At 30.3% G+C, this 4,648-nt stretch carries 4 protein-coding genes and 1 pseudogene; 1 reads left to right on the forward strand and 4 read right to left on the reverse strand.

What is annotated here, in order from left to right; all coding sequences use genetic code 11:
• Nucleotides 1-143: 143 nt before the first annotated feature.
• Nucleotides 144-272 (reverse strand): annotated as a pseudogene (locus tag JJD95_RS19665) (PadR family transcriptional regulator); the annotation flags it as partial.
• Nucleotides 273-526: 254 nt separating this feature from the next.
• Between JJD95_RS19665 and JJD95_RS19670 the strand changes: the two are divergent.
• Complete coding sequence (locus JJD95_RS19670) at nucleotides 527-1,345, forward strand: hypothetical protein (protein WP_291645141.1); 819 nt, start codon at nucleotides 527-529, stop codon at nucleotides 1,343-1,345.
• 104 nt (nucleotides 1,346-1,449) lie between these two features.
• Here the strand turns inward: JJD95_RS19670 and JJD95_RS19675 are convergent, their stop codons facing one another.
• From JJD95_RS19675 to JJD95_RS19685, 3 genes are all read right to left on the reverse strand, one after another.
• Nucleotides 1,450-2,772 carry an IS3 family transposase gene (locus JJD95_RS19675; RefSeq protein WP_291645143.1) on the reverse strand — a complete coding sequence of 441 codons (1,323 nt, stop codon included), beginning with the start codon at nucleotides 2,770-2,772 and terminating at the stop codon, nucleotides 1,450-1,452.
• Between the two features lie 114 nt (nucleotides 2,773-2,886).
• Nucleotides 2,887-3,567, reverse strand: coding sequence for a hypothetical protein (locus tag JJD95_RS19680; protein WP_291645145.1), 681 nt, complete (start codon nucleotides 3,565-3,567; stop codon nucleotides 2,887-2,889).
• A 101-nt stretch (nucleotides 3,568-3,668) separates the two neighbouring features.
• On the reverse strand, nucleotides 3,669-4,385 hold the full coding sequence (locus tag JJD95_RS19685) for an SGNH/GDSL hydrolase family protein (RefSeq protein WP_291645147.1): 717 nt from the start codon (nucleotides 4,383-4,385) through the stop codon (nucleotides 3,669-3,671).
• Nucleotides 4,386-4,648: the final 263 nt, after the last annotated feature.

The following is a 4,648-nucleotide window of genomic DNA, read 5'->3' on the forward strand; positions in this document are numbered from 1 at the left end:
GCTGGCTAAAACAAATTATACTAATAAAATGATGTTTTCTTATTTATAAATTGATTTCTTAGAGGTAATCTGACGTAAATCACCTACTAATAATAGAAATAAAATGACTTTTCAATTAGTTATAATTTGACGTTCAACACTTCAGATAGATCATCAAAACCACTGGTTTTTAGCGAACTGTATAATTCATATCCGTAAGTTTCCTTTTGTAAAATTATTTTCAAAATACAACCTTCTAGAATTCCTTTCAATAACTGCGAAGAATTTGCCATTTCACATCACCTACCTTGCAATACATCTTAGTAGCTATATTGTATTGCAAGTATGTTGTTATGTCAATGACTAGAATATTATATTTTTAAGATTGTGTATTGAAAAATAAAGTATATTTAGATAATTTATAATGATACAATATAAGGGGGAGGTGATAATTTATGGATGAAAATAAAAAATTTGAATTTATAACCAAAATGTATTCAGAGATTTTAAATAAGCTTTACCACAGTCTAACACTTTTAAAAAGTTGATGAAGAAATTGAAAATATGGGGCATAATTACTGTTTTAGTGGTGATAGTTGCAGTCGTTGCTATAGGAGTAATAGCATATAAAACAGGTGAAAAACCTAAAAATGACATACTGACACTAAAAACCATAGTTAAAACCTTTGAAAATCAAGGGGTGGTTCTTAAAGAAGATGGGTCGAAATCTCCTGATGAATATGAAATAAATGGAGTAAATCCTGTTATTTTTAATATAGGGGAGAAAAAAGGTACATTACTTGTATATACTTTCAAGTCCTTTGTAGAACGTGAAGATATAGTAAATGAAGGTAATAAACAATTTGATTTTATGGCATACCCATTTAACTCAAAAAATGCATATTTAGTTTATATAGCTTCGCAAAATCCAGAAACTGAGGCAGGAATGAAGAGTATACACGAAACATATGTTTCAATTTCTGATATTGTGTTTAAACAATTAAACGATGGAAAAGAGATTATTTATAGTGGAGAGAGCACAAACTGGGAAGGAACTTTCAACTTGAAATATTATGAGCATTGGTGGGAAGATGAAACAGGTAAGCTCCGCTACGAAAGTTACCATGATTCGTCCCCGTTAATCAAATATAAAATGCCTGATATAACATCGGTTGGTACTGTTAATTTTGAATATGAAACCACTGCGGGGGGAGGATCAATAACAGGCGTGAAACCTAATAAGGAAGGCTATTTAGAAGTAGGTCGTAGCGGTGGTAGTGGTGCGATACCTAGTGAAAATGAGGAAGTCACTTTCAAAGTCAATTGGAATGGAAAGGAAGAAACTATTATATTGAAGGTGAAATAAGTTTGCATTATATGGAAGGTGCCTGCCACCTTTCAAAAATTGGTAAAAGAATAGCCCTTAAGATTATTTAAAATGGAACCTATGTCAAGGACATTTAAAAAAAGCTATGCAACTAAAAGTTGATTTCTGTATTGTACAGGAGTCAATTTTTTTAATCCCCATTGATATCTATAGTTATTATAATAATCCATATAATTATTAATCATATTCTGTAAATCAGTAAATGTATCACAGCTTTTATAATCAATGTCATCTTTCATATGACCAAAAAAAGATTCTTGAGGAGCATTATCCCAACAGTTTCCCCGTCTAGACATTGACTGTCCAAGTTTATATTTTTTAAGTAGTTTTTGAAATTTTGGACTAGTATAATGTGCTCCTTGGTCTGAATGTATAAAAGCTTCTGAATGCAGTAAATTCTTATTCACTTTAATCAGTTTTTCAATCGTTTCCATTGCAATATCTAGCGTAATGCGTTTAGATAAATGATAGGAAAGTATTTCATTTGTAGAAGAATCTTTAATCGTTGACAAATAGGCCATACATGAAGATCCATATGGCATATATGTGATATCTGTTAACAAAACTTTTCCGACTACCCCTTGTTTGAATTCCCTATTCAAAAGATTTGGTACAACGGTGTGCTCTCTAGTCGCTTTCATCATTCTACGATAAGGATTAGCTTTCCTAATAGGGCACTTAATATTATATTTACGCATAATTCTTTGAATGCATTTTCTATTAATAATTACATTGAACTCTTGCTCCAGTACCATCTTAATGGAACGGGAGCCCTTCTTGTAACCTCTATGGTCATACGCCATAAGAATTATCTTCTTAAAGCCCCAATCTCTTAGCTCTCTAATATTACGTTTATATTCTGATTTTAAGTAATTATAATAGCCTGATCTTGAAACTCCGGCTAATTCACATAAATGATTAATCAAATTTCTATATTTAACTTCAGACAGGATATTTTTAATGAGTGTGAAAATTAAGGAGCTACTTAACCTACCGTTTTTCACCTGCCTTTCTTGCAGCTCGATTTTTTTTAATAGTTCTGCTTCAGCTTTCCAATATTCAATTTCAGCATCTTTTTTCGTAATTATTTCTTCTAGTGTTAATTCACGCTTAAGCGGGCGTCCACTACTAAATTTCCTAGTATCTCTAAGTCCTAGTTCACCAGATTCTTTATAAGCTTTGCGCCACCTTTTTCTAGCACTCTGGATCCTATCTCTACCAAGCATATCTATATCAAATCCTGCATCTTGAAAGATCCGAGACACAAATTTTCCCATACCAAGTTCCACTATAAATAAGGATTTAAATTCATCTGTATAGGTGATACCTTTTTCACTAATTTTTTTAACATATCTATTTTTGGATAAAGATAAAATATCTTTATTAGTAAATATTTTTTTACTCATAGTATTCACAACCTTTCTGATTTTATTGTACAAAAAAAGAGCCTATATGAATAGACTTTTTTTAAGTGTCTATCATATAGGTTCCATTTTAATTAATCTCAAGGGCTTTTTTTATTATTCGTTACTATTTTGCAATTCATCAAATCTTTTCATTACCTCAGTATATGTATCCTTACATATTTGAGGTAAATCATTTTCTGTTGCTTTACTAAACTCTAAGTCTGCTTCTGAAAAACCTTTTTCTACAGATTCTCTCATTTGTTGAAGTTTATTTGGGACATCTCCTGCTAGTGCTTTTGCCATAGCCATTATACGATCTGCCACCATATTTACAGAATATGCTCCACCTTCTTCTATTGCCTTAGTCGCACCTTCTGGAGTTGTTGCCAGTTGTGGGTATGCATTTTCTACTGAACCAAATATTTTAGTAAGTAAATCTGTAGTTTGTTTTGGTATTTCCTCTGTCTCATTTTCGTTTGATCTTCCAAGTAGTCTATTTTGACTATTTATTGTATCACGTATGAATTTTTTTATGAGATCTGTTTTTAAATTTGCCTGGTCCTCTTTTAAAGCTGTTACTTCTTCTGTAGAAAGTTTTTTTCTTAGAGGCTTATAGGTTGAAATTGCTTCATCTTTTTCTGTGGATTTAACAAATGTATCAGTTTTTAAATCTTGGGATGATTCTTGGATTTTTGAAGTATTACTATTTCCATCATTTTTAGAAACTACTTTTTTTGAATCATTTGTAATTGCATAATTTGAATTGGTTGTCTCTTTAATTCCAATGATATTCATATGTCTAAATACTTCCCCCTTTGTCATTATTATTTTATATTATTATATTATCGTTTAATTTTGAGTTAACTTAACAACAAGAGGGGAACAAGGTCTCACATTTACGGTTGTAATAGAAAATTATAGTTATCATTCATAAATTTAAGTATAACAGTTGCTATTAATGATTGACCACCGATATTTGGATGTATTCCATCTTTACATAAAAATTGAGTGTAATCGCTGTACTTTAAAAACTCTGTTCTCACATCTATAAGCACAGTATTAGTAGCATTAGCTACCTCAGTGATTATATTGTTATATGAACTATGCCAGTTAAAAATATTATCCTTTGTACCTAACCATTGTAAAATATTTTGTTCAGCAGAAGAATCTTCTTTTGCAACCCATTTAAAATATTTTAGTGGATCAAGTGGCGGCAAAGTCATAAGCATAGGCAATATGTGATTAGTTTTTAATGTGTCTATCATTGAAAGTAGTGTTTCGCGAAAAGTAGAAATATCAGTATTTGGTTTGTATTCCATGTTAGGATTTTTAGCAATGTCATCCCAATTATAATCACAGTCATTACCGCCAAATTCTATTAAAACAACATCAGGTGATTTTTTGATTACATCATTATACATTTTACTTGCACCGCGCATAATGGTATTACCAAATTTACCGGCATTGTATACTTGCCCTTTTATTTTATCAGAAAGGATGGTAGTAAAGTTTTCTTTTGAAGGTGTATATTTAGATTTTATATCATCGTAAATAATTCCTCTTGTAATAGAATCACCAAAGGTTACAAAAATGTAACTATCTTTTATCTCCATAATTAACCTCCATAAAATTTAATTATAACGTATAAATTGATTCGATTAATTTATTTAATATATATTAATAATATATCATATAAATACTAACAATTCAATACGTAGTTATTAAAACTATGTATTATTATGATCCGTTTATGATAATGTCTTAGTATACCGTTTTTGATTATGTCCCAAACATACAAAAATATAGTGTAGAATATACCTCATAAGATTGTACAAATGGGGTGTTGATAATCAGAAAGGTAGATTTAAATATGAAA

The organism is Clostridium sp. (assembly GCF_016650035.1).
Classification (GTDB): Bacteria; Bacillota; Clostridia; order Clostridiales; family Clostridiaceae; genus Clostridium_AD.

Excerpts from the sequence above, each read along its gene's own strand:
- JJD95_RS19685 (WP_291645147.1), bottom strand. The coding sequence starts at position 4,385 with ATGGAGATAAAAGATAGTTACATTTTTGTAACCTTTGGTGATTCTATT.
- JJD95_RS19670 (WP_291645141.1), top strand. The coding sequence starts at position 527 with ATGAAGAAATTGAAAATATGGGGCATAATTACTGTTTTAGTGGTGATA.
- JJD95_RS19675 (WP_291645143.1), bottom strand. The coding sequence starts at position 2,772 with ATGAGTAAAAAAATATTTACTAATAAAGATATTTTATCTTTATCCAAA.
- JJD95_RS19680 (WP_291645145.1), bottom strand. The coding sequence starts at position 3,567 with ATGAATATCATTGGAATTAAAGAGACAACCAATTCAAATTATGCAATT.